Annotated in this window: 14 protein-coding genes and 1 tRNA gene; 9 read left to right on the top strand and 6 right to left on the bottom strand. The window is 61.8% G+C overall.

The features are described 5' to 3' along the window. The gene (locus tag HU719_RS02810) at window positions 1-420 is read right to left on the bottom strand and encodes an HIT family protein (RefSeq protein ID WP_186520354.1); all 420 of its coding nucleotides are present in this window, start codon (window positions 418-420) and stop codon (window positions 1-3) included. A 761-nt stretch (window positions 421-1,181) separates the two neighbouring features. Between HU719_RS02810 and HU719_RS02805 the strand changes: the two genes are divergently transcribed. The 3 genes from HU719_RS02805 (at window position 1,182) to HU719_RS02795 (ending at window position 5,307) form a co-directional block, all read left to right on the top strand. Further along, the gene (locus tag HU719_RS02805) at window positions 1,182-2,459 is read left to right on the top strand and encodes an OprD family porin (protein ID WP_186520355.1); all 1,278 of its coding nucleotides are present in this window, start codon (window positions 1,182-1,184) and stop codon (window positions 2,457-2,459) included. A 157-nt stretch (window positions 2,460-2,616) separates the two neighbouring features. Continuing rightward, window positions 2,617-4,332: a proline--tRNA ligase gene (locus tag HU719_RS02800; RefSeq protein WP_186520356.1), complete on the top strand. Its 1,716-nt coding sequence runs from the start codon at window positions 2,617-2,619 to the stop codon at window positions 4,330-4,332. A 21-nt stretch (window positions 4,333-4,353) separates the two neighbouring features. Then, window positions 4,354-5,307, top strand: coding sequence for a YceB family lipoprotein (locus HU719_RS02795; RefSeq protein ID WP_186520357.1), 954 nt, complete (start codon window positions 4,354-4,356; stop codon window positions 5,305-5,307). A gap of 358 nt (window positions 5,308-5,665) precedes the next feature. Here the strand turns inward: HU719_RS02795 and dinB are convergent, their stop codons facing one another. Beyond that, complete coding sequence (gene dinB / locus HU719_RS02790) at window positions 5,666-6,730, bottom strand: DNA polymerase IV (protein ID WP_186537457.1); 1,065 nt, start codon at window positions 6,728-6,730, stop codon at window positions 5,666-5,668. 204 nt (window positions 6,731-6,934) lie between these two features. On the opposite strand from dinB, the gene HU719_RS02785 reads away from it, so the two are divergent. After that, window positions 6,935-7,011: transfer RNA gene (locus HU719_RS02785), tRNA-Met, on the top strand. Window positions 7,012-7,191: 180 nt separating this feature from the next. Here the strand turns inward: HU719_RS02785 and grxD are convergent. Next, window positions 7,192-7,518 carry a Grx4 family monothiol glutaredoxin gene (gene grxD, locus HU719_RS02780; protein ID WP_186520358.1) on the bottom strand — a complete coding sequence of 109 codons (327 nt, stop codon included), beginning with the start codon at window positions 7,516-7,518 and terminating at the stop codon, window positions 7,192-7,194. Window positions 7,519-7,609: 91 nt separating this feature from the next. Then, complete coding sequence (locus HU719_RS02775; RefSeq protein ID WP_186537456.1) at window positions 7,610-9,718, bottom strand: molybdopterin-dependent oxidoreductase; 2,109 nt, start codon at window positions 9,716-9,718, stop codon at window positions 7,610-7,612. A gap of 362 nt (window positions 9,719-10,080) precedes the next feature. On the opposite strand from HU719_RS02775, the gene argF reads away from it, so the two are divergent. After that, complete coding sequence (gene argF / locus HU719_RS02770) at window positions 10,081-11,001, top strand: ornithine carbamoyltransferase (protein WP_186520360.1); 921 nt, start codon at window positions 10,081-10,083, stop codon at window positions 10,999-11,001. Beyond that, window positions 10,998-12,098, top strand: coding sequence for an ABC transporter ATP-binding protein (locus HU719_RS02765; RefSeq protein WP_186520361.1), 1,101 nt, complete (start codon window positions 10,998-11,000; stop codon window positions 12,096-12,098). The genes argF and HU719_RS02765 overlap by 4 nt, the downstream gene beginning before the upstream one ends. Window positions 12,099-12,443: 345 nt before the next feature. Here HU719_RS02765 and HU719_RS02760 read toward each other — a convergent pair whose 3' ends face one another. Then, the gene (locus HU719_RS02760) at window positions 12,444-13,223 is read right to left on the bottom strand and encodes a PhzF family phenazine biosynthesis protein (protein WP_186536516.1); all 780 of its coding nucleotides are present in this window, start codon (window positions 13,221-13,223) and stop codon (window positions 12,444-12,446) included. Window positions 13,224-13,326: 103 nt separating this feature from the next. After that, window positions 13,327-13,797 (bottom strand): Cys-tRNA(Pro) deacylase, encoded by a 471-nt coding sequence (gene ybaK, locus HU719_RS02755; RefSeq protein ID WP_186522292.1) that lies wholly within the window; start codon window positions 13,795-13,797, stop codon window positions 13,327-13,329. Window positions 13,798-14,103: 306 nt separating this feature from the next. Between ybaK and HU719_RS02750 the strand changes: the two genes are divergently transcribed. The 3 genes from HU719_RS02750 (at window position 14,104) to HU719_RS02740 (ending at window position 17,407) form a co-directional block, all read left to right on the top strand. Then, window positions 14,104-14,955 (top strand): MIP/aquaporin family protein, encoded by an 852-nt coding sequence (locus HU719_RS02750; RefSeq protein ID WP_186522288.1) that lies wholly within the window; start codon window positions 14,104-14,106, stop codon window positions 14,953-14,955. Window positions 14,956-15,021: 66 nt separating this feature from the next. Continuing rightward, a complete protein-coding gene (gene glpK / locus HU719_RS02745) occupies window positions 15,022-16,521 on the top strand; it encodes a glycerol kinase GlpK (protein ID WP_186522286.1) in 1,500 nt (499 codons plus the stop codon). A 130-nt stretch (window positions 16,522-16,651) separates the two neighbouring features. After that, complete coding sequence (locus HU719_RS02740) at window positions 16,652-17,407, top strand: DeoR/GlpR family transcriptional regulator (RefSeq protein WP_186522276.1); 756 nt, start codon at window positions 16,652-16,654, stop codon at window positions 17,405-17,407. The last annotated feature ends 160 nt before the right edge of the window (window positions 17,408-17,567 follow it).

The following is a 17,567-nucleotide window of genomic DNA, read 5'->3' as shown; positions in this document are numbered from 1 at the left end:
TCAAACCCCCTTGAAACTTTCGCCAAGCAGCGCGGTAACACGCTGACGGATCGCATCGACTGCGCCCGGCTCATAGTCGCACGCGGCAACCTTGCCCCACACCGGCGCCGGCCAGGCAGCATCGCCATGGCGACGAACGATAACGTGCATGTGCAACTGGCTGACCATATTGCCCAGCGTGGCAACGTTCATCTTGTCGGCAGCGAAGGCATCCTTGAGCGCCTCGGCCAAGGCAGTGGTTTCTTCCCACAGCTGGCGCTGGTCCGCCTCGTCGAGGTCAAACAGCTCGCTCACATCAGCGCGGCGCGGCACCAGGATGAACCAGGGATAGTTGGCGTCCTTGCTCAGCAGCAGGCTGCACAGCGGCAGCTCACCCAACAGCACAGAGTCCTGTTGCAGACGCGGATCGAGGGTAAACATGACAAACCTCCTTAAACAGATGCCTCGCCCAAGGTGCGGGCGCAGGGCGCGCAGGATACCTTGCTTGGCCTGCCGTCACACCCGCACGGCACGCAATGAAGCACCCGCGCACCAAATTGGCCCACCCGTCACCCTGCAAACGATCGCTTGCGGTAACACCGCGCTACTTTTCGCACCACAATGAGGCCGATCGTCACCGCGACACCATCAACCGGTCACACAAAACAGGCAGGATCAACAAAGAGTGGTAACACCTTGACTTTCAAGGCAGCTCGCAACGACGGGGAGGTGGCACACCATCAGACATGCGCGACCCCGTGTTTACTGGGGTTTTGCGCCAGGTCGCCCCCAGCTTGTGAAAAATTCATCAAAGGAATGTGAATTTGAGCATGCTTGTTGCATTCCTCAAACGCCAAGTCGGCACGACACCTGCAAAGACAGGTGAACGCGACAAATGGACAACAGCGGCATCGGAATCACCAGGGAGTCTGCTCGCCCTACTTTGTGTTTATACATAAATGATGGGCGCGCGACAGCGCTGGCGTTGTACACCCCTGGTAACAAGGGGTGTGATTTGCGACAAGGAAATAGCCGTTAGCGACATGGCCATAAAGTTACCGAAAGGTTGTTTTTTACCCGTATCGCCAAGAATAGTCAGCGTGATATAAATTTTCGCCGACATAAAAAGAAAGAGCTGCCCCTATAACTAAAACACTTGGGCGCAGCGGTACTCTTCCTAAAAACCAAAGGAGCAAATCACGATGCGCGTGATGAAGTGGAGCATGATCGCCCTGGCCGTTGCAGCAGGGACTTCGCAGTTCGCAGTCGCCTCTTCGCAAGACGAATCCAAAGGTTTCGTTGAAGACAGCAAACTCAACGTAAAAATGCGTAACCTGTACTTCAGCCGTGACTACCGCAACACCGAGTCGGCCGCTAACCGCGCCGCCGGTTTGCGTCACGACCAGCGTGAATGGGGCCAAGGCTTCATCGGCACCTTCGAATCCGGCTTCACCCAAGGCACCATCGGCGTCGGCGTCGACGCTATCGGCATGCTGGGCCTGAAACTGGACAGCGGCCGCGGCTACTCGGGCACCGGCCTGTTCCCTACCGGTTCGGATGGTCGCTCGCAGGATGATTACTCCAAAGGCGGCGCAGCAGTTAAGTTCCGCATGTCCGACACCGTACTGAAAGTCGGCGACCAGTTCACCGCACTGCCAGTCTTCGCCACCGACGACAGCCGTCTGCTGCCGGAAGTTGCCCAGGGCGCGTTGATCACCAGCAATGAAATCAAGGGCCTGACCCTGCATGCTGGTCGCTTCACCGGCCTGACCAACCAGGAAGAAACCAACCACGACAGCGCCCACCTGAAATCGGCGAACGTCGTCGGCGGTACCTACGCCATCACCGACACCCTGTCGAGCAGCCTGTACTACTCCAAGGTCGAAGACTACTGGCGCAAGTACTACGCCAACCTGAACTGGGCACTGCCACTGTCCGACAACCAGGGCATGGTGTTCGACTTCAACATCTATGACACCAAGAGCGAAGGCAGCGAAGCCCGAGCGTTCGATGGCGACAAGATCGACAGCCGTGCCTTCAGCCTGTCTGCCGCCTACAACATTGGCGCACATACCTTCACCGTGGCTTATCAGAAGATGACCGGCGACGGCGGCTATGCCTATGGCGTGGACGGCGGCGGCAGCATCTTCCTGGCCAACTCCATCGCCCGTTCGGACTTCAACGCCGAAGACGAAAAATCCTGGCAAGTGCGCTACGACCTGAACTTCGCCGAGTACGGCGTACCAGGCCTGAGCTTCATGACCCGCTACGTGCGTGGTACCGATGCCAACGTGGCCGGCACCAACAATGGCCAGGAATGGGAACGCGACGTCGACATCAAGTACGTCCTGCAGGAAGGCCCGGCCAAAGACCTGAGCTTCCGTGTCCGTCAGGCCACCTACCGCTCCTCGGACGCCGTGTACTCCAACTCCCTGGACGAACTGCGCCTGATCGTCGAGTACCCGCTGAGCATCCTGTAAGCTCTCGCCTACAGCGCTTTGCACCTGAAAAAGCCCGGCGAATGCCGGGCTTTTTCTTGGCTGACAGCAACGCACCACTGCTGCATTCTGTACGCTTTCGTTTCGCCCCCGTACAATGCGGGGTCATTTCACATTCAGGCAATCGACACGGCTCCCCATGCGCACCAGTCAATATTTGCTCGCCACCCAGAAAGAAACCCCGGCAGACGCCGTGGTCATCAGCCACCAGCTCATGCTGCGCGCCGGCATGATCCGTAAGCTGGCCTCCGGCCTGTACACCTGGCTGCCGATGGGCTTGCGGGTAATGCGCAAGGTCGAGGCCGTGGTCCGCGAAGAAATGAACGCAGCCGGCGCCCTCGAAGTGCTGATGCCGAGCATCCAGCCTGCAGAGCTGTGGCAGGAATCCGGCCGCTGGGAACAGTACGGCCCTGAGCTGCTGCGTTTGAAAGACCGCCACCAGCGCGAATTCTGCGTAGGCCCGACCCACGAAGAAGTGATCACCGACCTGGCCCGCAACGAGCTGTCCAGCTACAAACAGCTGCCGCTCAACATGTACCAGATCCAGACCAAGTTCCGTGACGAGATCCGTCCGCGCTTCGGCCTGATGCGTGGCCGCGAGTTCATCATGAAGGACGCCTACTCCTTCCATGCCGACCAGGCTTCCCTGCAAGAAACCTACGACCGCATGCACCAGGCCTACAGCAATATCTTCACCCGCCTGGGCCTGGACTTCCGCCCAGTGCAAGCCGACACCGGCTCCATCGGTGGTAGCTACTCCCACGAATTCCACGTACTCGCCTCCTCCGGCGAAGACGACGTGATCTTCAGCGACAGCTCCGACTACGCCGCCAACATCGAAAAGGCCGAAGCCATGCCACGCGAAAGCGTGCGCCCGGCACCGACCGAAGAGCTGCGCCTGGTCGACACGCCGAACGCCAAGACCATCGCGCAACTGGTCGAGAACTTCGGCCTGCCGATCGAGAAAACCGTCAAGACCCTGATCGTGCACGGCGCCGAAGAGGGCAAGCTGGTTGCCTTGATCGTGCGCGGCGACCACGAGCTCAACGAAATCAAGGCGACCAAGCTGGAACAGGTTGCCGACCCGCTGGTCATGGCCAGCGAAGCCGAACTGCGTGACGCCATTGGCGCCGGTGCCGGTTCGTTGGGCCCGCTGAACCTGCCGCTGGAATGCATCATCGACCGTTCGGTTGCCCTGATGAGCGACTTCGGCATCGGTGCCAACATCGACGACAAGCACTACTTCGGCGTGAACTGGGAGCGTGACCTTCCGGTTCCACAAGTGGCAGACCTGCGTAACGTGGTTGCCGGCGACCCGAGCCCAGATGGCCAGGGCACCCTGGTGATCAAGCGCGGCATCGAAGTGGGGCACATCTTCCAGCTCGGTACCAAGTACAGCGAAGCACTCAAGTGCCAGGTGCTGGGCGAAAACGGCAAGCCGGTGGTGCTGTCCATGGGCTGCTACGGTATCGGCGTCTCGCGCGTGGTAGCTGCGGCCATCGAGCAGAACCACGACGACAAGGGCATCATCTGGAACGACGCACTGGCGCCATTCCAGGTCGCCCTGGTGCCGCTGCGCTACGAAACCGAAGTGGTGCGTGAAGCCACCGACAAGCTGTACGCCGAACTGACCGCCGCAGGCTTCGAAGTACTGCTGGACGACCGCGACAAGAAGACCAGCCCCGGCATCAAGTTTGCCGACATGGAGCTGATCGGCATCCCGCACCGCATCGTCGTCAGCGACCGCGGTCTTGCCGACGGCAACCTGGAATACAAGCACCGCACCGAGTCGGACGCCCAGGCGCTGCCGCTCAACGAAGTGCTGACCTTCCTGCAGGCCCGCATCCGCCGCTGATAACCCGTTACGCGAGTGACCATGTCCAAGCGAAGTACCTACACCCTGGGGGGCGCCGCACTGTGCGGCGCCCTGCTCCTCAGCGGCTGCGCCAACCAGATGTCGCAGCGCAGCGACCATGAGGAGCGCGTCGAGCGCAAGCTGCTCGAACACACCCTGCAGATCGACGTCGGCGAGCCAAAGGTGATGGAGCTTGCGCAGCGGCGCGTGCGCGTTCACGAACAGAAGCGTTTCGAGGTCACCGAGTTCGAAGTGACCCGCCACTACGACCGCTACACCCCTTACCAACCCTGGCGGGAGATCTACGAGATCCCACTGGGCGCGGTCGCGGTGGTCGCAGGGGTAGGCGCCAATGTGGTCAACGTGTTCGCCCTGGGCAACCTGCCTGCCAGCGTTACCCATGACTGGCTCAGCTATGGCGTGGCCGGGCTCAACCCGTTCATGAACGTGCAGTCCAACGGCCGCGCCCAGCAGAACCTGGCCGGGATCAGCGAAGTGGAGAAGGACAAGCGCGAGGAGTTCACCAGCCTGCCTTGGAACGAGCGCCTTGTTGAGGTCAAAGCCGGCAAGATGACCCACGAGCTGACCACCGACAAGAACGGCGTACTGCGCCTGAACCTGTTGGACAGCCCGTTTTCCGAACAGAACCTCAAGCACGTCGGCACCTTGCACCTGCAAGTGGTCGATGAAGACAACGGCGTGCGTGGCGATGCCAGCCTGCTGGTCAGCAGCAGCCTGCGCGGCAAGCTGCTCGAAGCCCACGAGCTGATTTTCGACGACCTTGAGGACGACGAGGTCGGCCAGTGGGTGCATCGGGTCAAGCGTTTGTCCGAGCTGGGCCTTGAAGAAGAAGCCAGTGAACTGGAGCAGAGCCTGATCGAGCTGACCCGCAACGATCCGGAACTGCAAGAGGAATTCGTCAAGAGCCTGACCAAGGCAACTGGCCGCGTGGTGGTAGATCCGGGCGCGCAATGAGCGCGCCTGGCACTCCTGTAACCACCGGGCCTGCTCTGCAGGCTGTCGCCAGCTCCCACAGAGCTCGCCCATCCCCATATCGATGCCGTCTACGCGGTAAGTGTAGGAGCGGCCTTGTGTCGCGAAAGGGCTGCGAAGCAGACCCGGGATCTGAGCACCCACCAGAATCGCTGGGGCTGCTTCGCAGCCCTTTCGCGACACAAGGCCGCTCCTACACAATCAAAAGCGACTTGCCCGAAACCATAGAATGTCGCAATTTCGAGGCTTGCCCCAGATCCCTGTGGGAGCTGGCGCCAGGCTGCGATGAGGCCGAAACGGGCTTGCCGGGCCCTGAAACCTGCTTTACCCAAAGCCAGTGTTACAAATCCTTGAACAGATCCAACTGCTCATGCGCCCCGCGCAGATCGCGCAACCTCACCCCTACCCCAAGCAAACGCACAGGCTTGCCGCCGCGGGCGAATGCCTGCCTGAGCAAATGCTTGTAGCTGGCCAGGTCGCGGCCCGCACCAGCCTGCTCCAGGGTGGTCTGGCTGAAGTCATGGAACTTGACCTTGACGAACGGCTTTTCAGGCCGGTAGCTGCTGTCCATGCGGGCAATGCGCTGGTCCAGGCTGGCCAACAGCTCGGGTAGCTTCTCCAGGCAGCTGTCCAGGTCTGGCAGGTCCTGGTCGTAGGTGTTTTCAACGCTTACCGACTGCCGCCGGCTGTCGTTGTGCACCGGGCGCTCATCAATGCCACGGGCCAAGCCCCATAAACGTTCGCCAAAGCTGCCGAACTCGCGCACCAGCGCCAGGCGCGGCCAATCGCGCAGCGACAGGCAGGTATCGATGCCCAGCCGGGCGAGTTTCTCTGCCGTGACCTTGCCAACCCCATGCAGGCGCGCTACAGGCAGTGCAGAAACGAACGCCTCCACCTCATCAGGGGTAATGACAAACAGCCCGTTTGGCTTGCGCCAATCACTGGCGATCTTGGCCAGGAACTTGTTCGGCGCCACCCCAGCTGAAACGGTGATGTGCAACTGCTGGGCGACACGCTTGCGAATATCGTCGGCGATGCGCGTGGCACTGCCGGCAAACCACTGACTGTCGGTGACATCCAGGTAGGCTTCATCCAGGGACAGCGGCTCGATAAGGTCGGTGTAATCACGAAAGATCGCATGGATTTCCCGCGACGCCTCTTTATAAGCGTCAAAGCGCGGCTTGACGATCTCAAGGTCCGGGCACAGCTTCATGGCATGCCCTGAGGCCATTGCCGAGCGCACCCCATAGGCGCGGGCTTCGTAATTGCAGGTGGCAATCACGCCACGCTGCCCCGGTTGCCCGCCCACAGCCATCGGGCGCCCCACCAAACGCGGGTCGTCGCGCATTTCGATGGCGGCGTAGAAGCAGTCACAATCGATGTGGATGATCTTGCGCTGAGGCATGGACGACAGCCAGTACTGTAAATTCATACAGATAGTACTCCATGCGCCTGTCAGCGAAACAGCCCGCGCGCGACAATCGGCCTACAAGCCCCGCCGATACTGGCCTCCCGCCCGGCCAAGGATGCTAAGAGTTTGAACGAGAAAGGTTTTTTCCATTTAAAACTTGACATGCGGAAGGAATTCCGTAGAATTCGATCTCACAGGCGCGGGATGGAGCAGCCTGGTAGCTCGTCGGGCTCATAACCCGAAGGTCGTCGGTTCAAATCCGGCTCCCGCAACCAGATTCAAGAAAAGGCCACTGTTTCGACAGTGGCCTTTTTTATTGTCTGCAGAAAGTCTGGGGGCGCTACGCACCCCTTTCGCGGCACAAGGCCGCTCCTACAAGAGGTTGCGGTCACCTGTAGGAGCGGCCTTGTGCCGCGAAAGGGGTGCGTAGCAGCCCCGGCGATTTCAGCCTTGAGTCAGGCTTTGGCCTTGGCAGCTGCGTCCTTGATCAGGGTCTGCAGTTCACCGTTTTCGAACATTTCCAGCATGATGTCGCTACCGCCGACCAGCTCACCGGCTACCCACAGCTGCGGGAAGGTCGGCCAGTTGGCGTACTTGGGCAGGTTGGCGCGGATTTCTGGGTTCTGCAGGATGTCGACGTAGGCGAACTTCTCGCCACACCCCATCACCGCTTGCGATGCCTTGGCCGAGAAACCGCACTGCGGGGCATTCGGCGAACCTTTCATGTAAAGCAGAATGGTGTTGTTGGCGATCTGCTCTTTGATTGTATCGATGATATCCATGAAGCACCTCGGCTGAACTTTGCGACGTGATCGTCGGCACGGTGACGCATTGTAACGAAAAGCTCGACAACGTGCTCGCCCTGCCCCGGCTTCACGCGGCCTCGACATCCACCGGCACGCCATTGAGCGCCGCATTGCCAGACACGCCATCACGCAGTTGCTCGTCGGTCAGGTCATTGGCGCTGACCCCAGGCTGCGCGGCCGCAATCTGCAACTGCGCGCCATGGCGCTTGTGCCCGTAGCCATGGGGCAGGCTGACCACCCCGCGCATCATTTCTTCACAGGCCTGCACCTGCACTTCGAGCGCACCAGTGCGCGAACGCACCCTCACCGTCTGGCCGTCCTGTAACTGGCGATGCCGCAGGTCGTCGGGGTGCATCAGCAACTGGTGGCGTGGCTTGCCTTTGACCAGCCGATGATAGTTATGCATCCAAGAGTTGTTGCTACGCACATGGCGACGGCCGATCAGCAGCAATTGATCACGCGCCGGGGGCGCCTGCTGTGCCAGCCGTTCAAGGTCAGCGAGCAATGCCGGCGGCGCCGCCTCGACCGCTTGCCCGGCAGTGCGCAAGCGCTTGGCAAGATTGGCGCGCAATGGGCCCAGGTCGAGGCCGTGGGGATGCCGATCGAGCGTTGCCAGCGACAGCCGGTGCTCAGTCTCATCGCCGTAGCGCCCCTTGCGCAGGGCGAAATCGATCATCTGCGCAGGAGCCATGGTCGGTTTCAGCTCCATCTGGGCGCGGGCGGCGAACGCCTTGGCCAGGCCGACGAAAATCTCCCAGTCATGCAGCGCGCCCTCGGGCTTGGCCAGAATCGCCCGGTTGAAGCGGGTAACGTTGCGCACCGCCAGCAGGTTGAAGGTCGAATCGTAGTGGTCGTTTTCAAGCGCCGAGGTGGACGGCAGGATCAGGTCGGCATGGCGGGTGGTTTCATTAATGTACAAGTCGATGCTGAGCATGAAATCCAACCCCTCCAGGGCCTGGTCCAGGCGTCGCCCATTGGGGGTGGAAAGCACAGGGTTGCCGGCCACAGTCACCAACGCCCGCACCTGGCCTTCGCCCGGCGTGAGCATTTCTTCTGCCAAGGCCGAGACCGGCAGCTCGCCGGCATACTCCGGCAGGCCGGAAACGCGGCTCTGCCACTGGTTGAAATGCCCGCCAGAGGTGGTGGCGACCAGATCGACTGCAGGCTCAGTGCACAGCGCGCCACCCTCACGGTCGAGGTTGCCGGTGACCAGGTTGATCAGTTGCACCAGCCAATGGCACAACGAGCCGAACGTCTGCGTCGAAACCCCCATGCGGCCATAGCACACGGCCTTGTCGGCAGCGGCGAAGCCCCGCGCCAAGTGGCGGATGTCATCGGCAGCGATACCGCACAACGCGCTCATCGCTTGGGCATCGAATGGCGCAATGGCTGCGCGCACCTGCTCAAGGCCGGTCACCGGCAGGTGGGTGCCGCGGGCGAGGCCTTCGGCGAACAGCGTGTGCAACAGCCCGGCCAGCAACGCCGCATCGCCGCCGGGGCGGATGAACAGATGCTGGTCGGCAAGCATGGCGGTTTCACTGCGCCGTGGGTCGACCACCACCAGCCGCCCGCCGCGAGCCTGCAAGGCCTTGAGCCGCTTCTCGACGTCCGGCACGGTCATGATGCTGCCATTGGATGCCAGCGGGTTGCCACCCAGGATCAGCATGAACCCGGTGTGATCGATGTCCGGCACCGGCAGCAACAGGCCATGACCGTACATCAGGTGGCTCGTCAGGTGCTGGGGCAACTGGTCCACCGAGGTGGCCGAGAAGCGATTGCGCGTTTTCAACAGGCCCAGAAAATAGTTGCTGTGGGTCATCAACCCATAGTTGTGCACGCTTGGGTTGCCTTGATACACCGCTACGGCATTGCGCCCGTGAGCCTGTTGTACCGCCCACAACCGTTCGGCGGCCAGCGCAAAGGCTTCATCCCAACTGATTGCCTGCCACGCCTGGCCCACACGCCGGTGCGGCTGGCGCAGGCGATCGGGGTCCTCTTGAATATCCTGCAGCGCCACCGCCTTCGGGCAGATATGCCCACGGCTGAACGGGTCGAGGGCATCACCTTTGATCGAGGTGATCCGGGCGGCGCCCGCTGGGTCGTGGCTGACTTCAATGTTCAGGCCGCAGATGGCCTCGCACAGGTGACAGGCTCGGTGATGCAGGGTCTTGGTCATGGCCGCCTCTGCCTTGTTATGGGTCGCCCGACTATGCGCTGCCGGCCCATGCCGGGCCAGCGCACTTTGCGGCGTGAATCGGGCGACATCAGGCGGGCGATTCACGACAGCCGGTTTGCCAAAGCTGCGCCAGGGCGTGTACAAACCCTGTAGCAAATAAAAAACAGCGCACCCACAGGGGTTTAGCACGCCTGTCGTGGCGCGGACGCTGTTTCTCCCCTTGGTTTCAGGCGACATTTAATTATAGTATTGCGCCTTTCCCTAATCCGTCCGCCCCGTGCGGCTTACGCCGCAGGTCACTCCCGTTGTCAACAAAACCCATACGGTCGACCTGCACACTGTTGCAGATAAGGTAGTCAATCATGAGCGCTAGGCACTTTCTCTCCCTGCTGGACTTCACCACCGACGAATTGCTCGGGGTGATCCGCCGAGGCATCGAGCTGAAGGACCTGCGCAAGCGCGGCGTGCTGTTCGAACCGCTGAAAAACCGTGTCCTGGGCATGATCTTCGAAAAGTCGTCCACCCGCACCCGGGTGTCGTTCGAAGCCGGCATGATCCAGCTCGGTGGCCAGGCGATCTTCCTGTCCCCGCGCGACACCCAACTGGGCCGTGGCGAGCCGATTGCCGACAGCGCCATCGTGCTATCGAGCATGGTCGATGCGGTGATGATCCGCACCCACGCCCACAGCACCCTTACCGAGTTCGCCGCCAACTCGAAAGTCCCGGTGATCAACGGCCTGTCCGATGACCTGCACCCCTGCCAGTTGCTGGCCGACATGCAGACCTTCTTCGAGCACCGCGGCTCGATCCAGGGCAAGACCGTCACCTGGATTGGCGACGGTTTCAATATGTGCAACTCGTATATCGAGGCCGCCCGCCAGTTCGACTTCCAGTTGCGCATCACCTGCCCTGAAGGCTACGAGCCCGACGCCCGCTTCCTGCAGCTTGGCGGTGACCGCGTACAAATTGTGCGTGACCCCAGGCAAGCCGTGCGCGGCGCCCACCTGGTGACCACGGATGTCTGGACTTCCATGGGCCAGGAAGAGGAAACTGCACGGCGCCTGGCGCACTTCGCGCCTTACCAGGTCACCCGCGAACTGCTCGACCTGGCGGCACCCGATGCCCTGTTCATGCACTGCCTGCCCGCCCACCGCGGCGAGGAAATCAGCCAGGACCTGCTCGACGACCCACGGTCTGTCGCCTGGGACGAAGCTGAAAACCGCCTGCATGCACAGAAGGCCCTTCTCGAATTCCTTGTCGAACCGGCTTACCACCACGCATGAGTCAACCCCTACTGCTGAACCTGCGCAACCTCGCCTGCGGCTATGGCGACCAGCGCATCGTGCAAAACCTCAACCTGCACCTGAACGCAGGCGACATCGGTTGCCTGCTGGGCTCGTCCGGTTGCGGCAAGACCACCACCTTGCGCGCCATCGCAGGCTTTGAGCCTGTGCATGACGGCGAGATCCAGCTGGCTGGCGAGGTGATATCCCGTGCCGGTTTCACCCTGGCACCGGAGAAGCGCCGCATCGGCATGGTGTTCCAGGACTACGCGCTGTTTCCGCATCTTACCGTTGCGCAGAACATCGCCTTCGGTATCGGCAAACACCCCAAGCAAGCCGAAGTGGTCGAAGAAATGCTCGAGCTGGTCAAGCTTGGCGGCCTCGGCGGGCGTTACCCGCATGAGCTGTCCGGCGGTCAGCAACAACGTGTAGCGCTGGCCCGCGCGCTGGCGCCAGAACCGCAACTGCTGCTGCTCGACGAGCCGTTCTCCAACCTCGATGTCGAGCTGCGCAGGCGCCTGAGCCATGAGGTTCGCGACATCCTCAAGAGCCGCGGCACCAGCGCCATTCTGGTCACCCACGACCAGGAAGAAGCCTTCGCCGTCAGCGACCAGGTGGGCGTGTTCAAGGAAGGCCGCCTGGAGCAGTGGGATACGCCTTACAACCTCTACCACGAGCCGCAGACCCCGTTCGTCGCCAGTTTTGTTGGCCAGGGCTATTTCATTCGTGGGCAGATGAGCAGCCACGAGTCGGTCAGCACCGAGCTTGGCGAGCTGCGCGGCAACCGGGCCTATACCTTGGCAGTCGGCAGTTCGGTGGATGTGCTGTTGCGCCCGGATGACATCATCCATGCGCCCGAAAGCGAGCTGCGTGCGCGCATTGTCGGCAAGAGCTTCCTCGGCGCCTCGACGCTGTATCGCCTGCAATTGCCGACTGGCAGCCAGCTTGAAGCGATCTTCCCCAGCCATATCGACCATCAGGTCGGGCAGGATGTCGGCATCGCCGTAGCGGCCGATCACCTGGTGTTGTTCCCGGTGCCTGGTAGCGTGGCGGCGCGCCAGGAGAACGGCGTGCGCCGCTACAGCTCGGCGCATTGACCTTTGCTCTGAGCCAGCCAGTGCTGGCCTCATCGCAGGCTATCGCCAGCTCCCACCGGGTCTGGGCAAGGACTCATTATTACGACTGCGCACGGTCTCTGTGGGAGATTCTATGGTTTCGGGCAAGTCGCTTTTGATTGTGTAGGAGCGGCCTTGCGCCGCGAAAGGGCTGCGAAGCAGCCCCGCGATTCTGGTGGATGCTCAGATCCTGGGGCTGCTTCGCAGCCCTTTCGCGGCACAAGGCCGCTCCTACACTGACCGCGTAGACGGCATCGATATGGGGATGGGCGGTCTCTGTGGGAGCTGGCGACAGCCTGCGATGAGGCCCTCTAAGGCTATTACACCTCAGAGCATCAGCGTCCCGCTGGCAACCCGCGTGGCATGCCCGCCGATCTTCACCCGCTGCCCTTCCAGTTTGCAGTACAACTCGCCGCCACGCGCCGAACGCTGCGCCGCGCGCAACTCGGTCTTGTCCAGCCGCTGCGCCCAGTACGGGATCAGCAAGCAGTGGGTGGAGCCTGTGACCGGGTCTTCGGGAATGCCAATGGCAGGGGCGAAGTAGCGCGATACGAAGTCATGCTCCACACCCGGCGCGGTGATGATCACGCCCAGCCCCGGCAACGCCGCGACGGCCGCCATATCCGGCTTGCAATCCAGCACCGCCTGCTCAGAAGCCAACACCACGAACAACTCCTTGCCCTGGCGCACCTCCAGCACCTCGCAACCCAGCGCTTCGGCCACCCCCGTTACCTCGGTGGCCGGCTGCGCATCGATACGCGGGAAGTCCAGCCACAACAGGTCGCCATCACGGCTTACGCTCAAAAGGCCAGACTGGCTGTGGAAATCAAGCCGTGGCTTGTCCTGGCCGTACACCTCGAACAACACATAAGCACTGGCCAGGGTGGCGTGGCCACACAACGGCACCTCGGTGGACGGGGTAAACCAACGGATCGCGTAAGCCTCACCTTGAGCGACCACAAACGCCGTCTCGGCCAGGTTGTGTTCGGCGGCAATGCGCTGCATCAACGCATCGTCCAGCCACTGCTCAAGGAGGTAGACCATTGCCGGGTTACCGGCGAAGGGGCGATCACTGAAGGCGTCGACCTGGTGGAAGTGCAACTGCATGACACGGTCCTTCTAGCTTGTTATCGAAGGCCGAGCATGGGCTACCGGGCCCCGACCGTACAGTGACAGAGCAGCAGTATTTACCACCATACAGATGCGGTTTTCAGCTGCGACCGATCGCCGCGAATTGCCCCTGGGTATGGGCGGCCAGCACCGTCGCCGCCAGCTCTACTTCAAGCCCCCGCCGGCCGGCGCTGACATGAATGGTGTCATGCGCCTGCGCCGAGCTGTCGATAAACGTGCGCAGGCGCTTTTTCTGGCCCAGCGGGCTGATGCCACCTACCAGATACCCTGTGGCACGCTGGGCAGCTTGCGGGTCGGCCATCTCGCACTTCTTGACCGCAGCCGCATGGGCCAACGCTTTGAGGTCAAGGGTGCCGCCTACCGGAACCACCGCCACCAGCAACTCGCCTTTCTCGCTGCTGGCGAGCAAGGTCTTGAACACGCGCTGCGGGTCGAGGCCAAGCTTCTCGGCGGCCTCCAGGCCATAGGAAGCGCTCTTTGGGTCGTGTTCATAGCTGTGCACGCGGTGTTCGGCGCGCGCCTTTTTCAACAGGTCCAAAGCGGGGGTCATCAACGGCTCCAGTCGATCACAGGTCGGCGGCTACTGTAGGACAAATCAACACACCCAGCCAGCATACTGCCCGCACCAGAGCGGTGCCCAAGGATTCGCGCAGCACCATTGCAGTCAGAATGTGGCTATACGTTCATTTTCGACCTTTGACAGCAGCGTTTCTTGTCTATATTTTTTCGTTTCTGAATAAGCGCCGCACCCATTGAGTGCACGCTTGTTGCCCGTCCGGCGTCAATGGGGATTCACGCCGGGCTTATTTGCTGTCGAGCGCCCTGCGCCTCACAACAACAAGAACCGAGGTCATACATGACGACTGCTCTACGACAACCCACGCTATCCGCCCAATGCATGGCCGAATTTCTCGGCACCGCGCTGCTGATCTTCTTCGGTACGGGCTGCGTCGCCGCGCTCAAGGTAGCGGGGGCAAGCTTTGGCCTGTGGGAAATCAGCATCATCTGGGGGGTGGGCGTCAGCATGGCCATCTACCTCACAGCCGGAGTATCCGGTGCGCACCTGAACCCGGCGGTAAGCATCGCGCTGGCCGTATTCGCAGGCTTCGAAAAACGCAAACTGCCGTTCTACATCCTGGCCCAGGTGGGCGGCGCGTTCTGCGGCGCTGCGCTCGTTTACACGCTTTACAGCAACCTGTTCTTCGATTTCGAACAAGCCCACGCCATGCTGCGCGGCAGCCAGGCGAGCCTAGAGCTGGCCTCGGTGTTCTCGACCTATCCGCACCCGTCACTGTCCACCGGCCAGGCATTTCTGGTGGAGGTGATCATCACTGCCATTCTGATGGCCGTGATCATGGCCCTGACCGACGACAACAACGGCCTGCCACGTGGCCCGGCAGCACCGCTGCTGATCGGCCTGCTGATCGCCGTGATCGGCAGCGCCATGGGCCCGTTGACCGGCTTTGCGATGAACCCTGCGCGTGACTTCGGGCCCAAGCTCATGACCTTTTTTGCCGGCTGGGGCGAAGTTGCCTTTACTGGCGGGCGCGACATCCCGTATTTCCTGGTACCGGTATTCGCCCCCATTGTTGGCGCAAGCCTGGGTGCGGCGATCTATCGCGGCCTGATTGCGCGCAACCTGCCAAGCGTTGCGGCCACACCCGAACAGACAGACGATAATCCTCAGGGCAATACCCAGGTTTCCTGACGCCAGCGCCGCGTGCCGGCGCTCGCCACACCCTGACCTACCCCTATTTCGTGCAAGGCCATCGACATGACAGACACTCTGGACAAGAACTACATCATCGCCCTGGACCAGGGCACCACCAGTTCGCGTGCCATCATTTTCGACCGCGATGCCAATGTGGTCGGCACCTCGCAGCGCGAGTTCGCCCAGCATTACCCGCAGGCCGGCTGGGTCGAACACGACCCGATGGAAATCTTCGCCACCCAGAGCGCGACCATGGTCGAAGCCCTGGCCCAGGCTGGGTTGAGCCACGCCCAGGTTGCCGCCATCGGCATTACCAACCAGCGTGAAACCACAGTGGTGTGGGACAAGGAAACCGGCCGCCCGGTGTACAACGCGATTGTCTGGCAGTGCCGACGCAGCACCGAGATCTGCGCCCAGCTCAAGCGCGACGGCCACGAAGACTACATTCGCGAAGCCACGGGCCTGGTCACCGACCCGTACTTCTCCGGCACCAAGCTCAAGTGGATCCTCGACAACGTCGAAGGCGCGCGCGAGCGGGCCGAGCGCGGCGAATTGCTGTTCGGCACCATCGATAGCTGGCTGATCTGGAAGTTTTCCGGCGGCAAGGTGCACGTTACCGACTACACCAATGCCTCGCGCACCCTGATGTTCAACATCCACTCGCTGCAGTGGGACGACAAACTGTTGGATATCCTCGGCATTCCACGGCAGATGCTGCCCGAGGTGCGCCCTTCCTCCGAAGTGTACGGCCACACCAAGAGCGGTATCGCCATCGCCGGTATTGCCGGCGACCAGCAATCGGCACTGTTCGGGCAGATGTGCGTTGAAGCGGGCCAGGCCAAGAACACCTACGGCACCGGCTGCTTCCTGCTGATGAACACCGGCGCCCAGGCGGTCAAGTCTTCCCACGGCCTGCTAACCACCATTGCCTGCGGCCCACGTGGCGAAGTGGCCTATGCCCTGGAAGGCGCGGTATTCAACGGCGGCTCGACCGTGCAATGGCTGCGTGACGAGCTCAAGATCGTCAACGATGCCCACGACACCGAATACTTCGCCAACAAGGTCAAGGACAGCAACGGCGTGTACCTGGTGCCCGCCTTCACCGGCCTGGGCGCCCCCTACTGGGACCCGTACGCCCGCGGCGCGCTGTTCGGCCTGACCCGTGGGGTCAAGGTCGATCACATTATCCGCGCTGCGCTGGAGTCGATCGCCTACCAGACCCGCGATGTCCTCGATGCCATGCAGCAGGACTGCGGCCAGCGCCTGAGCGCGCTGCGCGTGGACGGCGGTGCGGTGGCCAACAACTTCCTCATGCAGTTCCAGGCCGACATTCTCGGCACCTGCGTCGAGCGCCCGCAAATGCGCGAAACCACGGCATTGGGCGCTGCCTACCTGGCGGGCCTGGCCTGTGGCTTCTGGGGCAGCCTGGATGAGCTGCGCAACAAGGCGGTGATCGAGCGCGAGTTCAGCCCGCAGCTTGATGAAGGCGCCAAGGAGAAGCTCTACAAAGGCTGGCGCAAGGCCGTTGATCGCACCCGCGACTGGGAAGACCACGAGGCCTGACAGCCATCACAAACGACCATCGCGGTGCTGCAGGCGCCGCGATGGTCGTTTGCGCAAAGCGCACGCTGGTCCTGCCCCCCTTCCTGCGGCATCATTGCAGCATTTGTCCGGCAGCCCAAAAGGACCGCCCATGAATCTGCCCCCCCGCCAACAACAAATCCTTGAGCTGGTCCGCGAACGCGGCTACGTCAGCATCGAGGAAATGGCCCAGCTGTTCGTCGTCACGCCGCAAACCATTCGCCGCGACATCAACCAGCTCGCCGAGGCCAACCTGCTACGCCGCTACCACGGCGGCGCGGCCTATGACTCAAGCATCGAGAACACCGCCTACGCCATGCGCGCCGACCAGATGCGCGACGAAAAGCAGCGTATCGCCGAAACCGTGGCCCAGCAGATCCCCGACCACGCCTCGCTGTTCATCAATATCGGCACCACCACCGAATCCATCGCCCGCGCGCTGCTCAACCACAACCACCTGAAGATCATCACCAATAACCTGCATGTGGCGGCGATCCTCAGCGCCAAGGATGACTTTGAAGTACTGGTGGCCGGTGGCACCGTGCGCCGCGACGGCGGCGTGGTGGGCCAGGCCAGTGTCGACTTCATCAGCCAGTTCAAGGTCGATTTCGCGGTGGTGGGTATCAGCGGTATCGATGAAGATGGCAGCCTGCTGGACTTCGATTACCAGGAAGTGCGGGTGTCCCAGGCGATCATCGCCAATGCACGCCAGGTGATCCTCGCCGCTGACTCCAGCAAATTCGGGCGCAACGCCATGGTGCGCCTGGGTTCGATCAGCCTGGTCGATTGCCTGGTGACCGACCAGCCCCCCTCGCCCGCCCTGACCGAACTGCTCACCCAACACAAGATCCGCCTCGACGTGGTGTGATCCACGCTGCGCAAAATGGCCGCGGCTGGCAAGGCCAGCGGCCGCTTTGTTTTCGTTAATGTTCATTTGTTTGTCATCCGATCAGTTTTTTCTATAAAGACGGACTGGCGAGTGCCTGTTCATTGCGCTAGTATTTTCGAATTCGAACATGAATGTTCAC

The sequence above is a fragment of the Pseudomonas farsensis genome (assembly GCF_014268805.2).
GTDB classification, from domain to species: Bacteria; Pseudomonadota; Gammaproteobacteria; order Pseudomonadales; family Pseudomonadaceae; genus Aquipseudomonas; species Aquipseudomonas farsensis.
The sequence above is the reverse complement of the archived record's forward strand: the minus strand, read 5'-3'. Positions and strand labels throughout refer to the sequence as shown.

Excerpts from the sequence above, each read along its gene's own strand:
- HU719_RS02810 (WP_186520354.1), bottom strand. The coding sequence starts at position 420 with ATGTTTACCCTCGATCCGCGTCTGCAACAGGACTCTGTGCTGTTGGGT.
- dinB (WP_186537457.1), bottom strand. The coding sequence starts at position 6,730 with ATGCCTCAGCGCAAGATCATCCACATCGATTGTGACTGCTTCTACGCC.
- ybaK (WP_186522292.1), bottom strand. The coding sequence starts at position 13,797 with ATGACCCCCGCTTTGGACCTGTTGAAAAAGGCGCGCGCCGAACACCGC.
- HU719_RS02795 (WP_186520357.1), top strand. The coding sequence starts at position 4,354 with ATGTCCAAGCGAAGTACCTACACCCTGGGGGGCGCCGCACTGTGCGGC.
- HU719_RS02775 (WP_186537456.1), bottom strand. The coding sequence starts at position 9,718 with ATGACCAAGACCCTGCATCACCGAGCCTGTCACCTGTGCGAGGCCATC.
- HU719_RS02805 (WP_186520355.1), top strand. The coding sequence starts at position 1,182 with ATGCGCGTGATGAAGTGGAGCATGATCGCCCTGGCCGTTGCAGCAGGG.
- glpK (WP_186522286.1), top strand. The coding sequence starts at position 15,022 with ATGACAGACACTCTGGACAAGAACTACATCATCGCCCTGGACCAGGGC.
- argF (WP_186520360.1), top strand. The coding sequence starts at position 10,081 with ATGAGCGCTAGGCACTTTCTCTCCCTGCTGGACTTCACCACCGACGAA.
- HU719_RS02750 (WP_186522288.1), top strand. The coding sequence starts at position 14,104 with ATGACGACTGCTCTACGACAACCCACGCTATCCGCCCAATGCATGGCC.
- grxD (WP_186520358.1), bottom strand. The coding sequence starts at position 7,518 with ATGGATATCATCGATACAATCAAAGAGCAGATCGCCAACAACACCATT.
- HU719_RS02765 (WP_186520361.1), top strand. The coding sequence starts at position 10,998 with ATGAGTCAACCCCTACTGCTGAACCTGCGCAACCTCGCCTGCGGCTAT.
- HU719_RS02760 (WP_186536516.1), bottom strand. The coding sequence starts at position 13,223 with ATGCAGTTGCACTTCCACCAGGTCGACGCCTTCAGTGATCGCCCCTTC.
- HU719_RS02740 (WP_186522276.1), top strand. The coding sequence starts at position 16,652 with ATGAATCTGCCCCCCCGCCAACAACAAATCCTTGAGCTGGTCCGCGAA.
- HU719_RS02800 (WP_186520356.1), top strand. The coding sequence starts at position 2,617 with ATGCGCACCAGTCAATATTTGCTCGCCACCCAGAAAGAAACCCCGGCA.